2 protein-coding genes are annotated in these 903 nt (G+C 40.8%); one reads left to right on the forward strand and one right to left on the reverse strand.

Annotated features, from left to right (window positions below):
• On the reverse strand, nucleotides 1–501 hold a 501-nt coding region (locus tag AC3LHT_RS09740), incomplete at its 3' end, for a PfkB family carbohydrate kinase (RefSeq protein ID WP_488662751.1).
• A gap of 154 nt (nucleotides 502–655) precedes the next feature.
• Here AC3LHT_RS09740 and AC3LHT_RS09745 point away from each other — a divergent pair.
• Nucleotides 656–903: oxidoreductase (locus AC3LHT_RS09745; RefSeq protein ID WP_488662752.1), on the forward strand; the 248-nt coding region annotated here is incomplete at its 3' end.

Below are 903 nucleotides of genomic sequence, written 5' to 3' on the forward strand. Positions count from 1 at the left end.
TGTACCTATAAGAAGCAACTCTGTATCACAGGCTTTCTTAAGCTCTTCAGGCGATATAACAGGTCTGGGCCCGAGATCAACCACTGCCAATTTTGAAGGAATCTTTAACGCATCCAGTATAACTTCTTTTGGTATTTCCGTGTTTATAACGCATACATCGGCCTTTTCGATAACAGGCACATCTATTTTTTCTTTGTTTGCGCCTCTGTCAACAGCAATTGGTTTATCGTTAAGGGCAATATGATGTCCTGTTTTTGTGTCGTTTAATGTCTTGATATGCGAGATATTGAATTTGTCATCAGCAAGAATTCGCTTTATCTCTTTCCCACGCCAGTCAGAGCCAATGTTTGAGTAAAAGTGGACATCAAATCCTTGCTTAAAAAGGCCGTATGCGATATTTAACCCGGAGCCTCCGGGCATTTCAAGGATTTCTGCTTCATGGGGTTCATTGCCATAGATAAACACATCCCAAAATATGCCGCCAAATACGAGGATTTTCATTTTACCCCCTCCTTTGTGGTTCTAAAGGTGCTTAAAAGTATTCTAACTCAACAAATTCAAAAATTGCTATATACATATGGCATATATATAAAACGGTGTTATAATAATTGACGAGAATTTACCCCGCCGGGGTATCAATAAGAGGAGGATTGAAATGGTTGCATCAACTGCCTTTCAAATTGGCAAAAAAGTGTTGAAGAATCGTTTTGTCGCCGCTCCATTCAAAACTGGGTTGGGCCAAATCGGTGGTTCAGTCTCAAAGGAGCAAATGAAGTTCTTTGGAAGAATTGCAGACGGGGGTGTAGCACTTATTCTTGGTGAACCAATCGCAGTATCAGCTGATGGAAGGGAGCATCCAAGGCAAATGATGCTCAATGAAGGCAATTTCAATGAATTCAGCGA

The sequence above is a fragment of the Kosmotoga sp. genome (assembly GCF_982836095.1).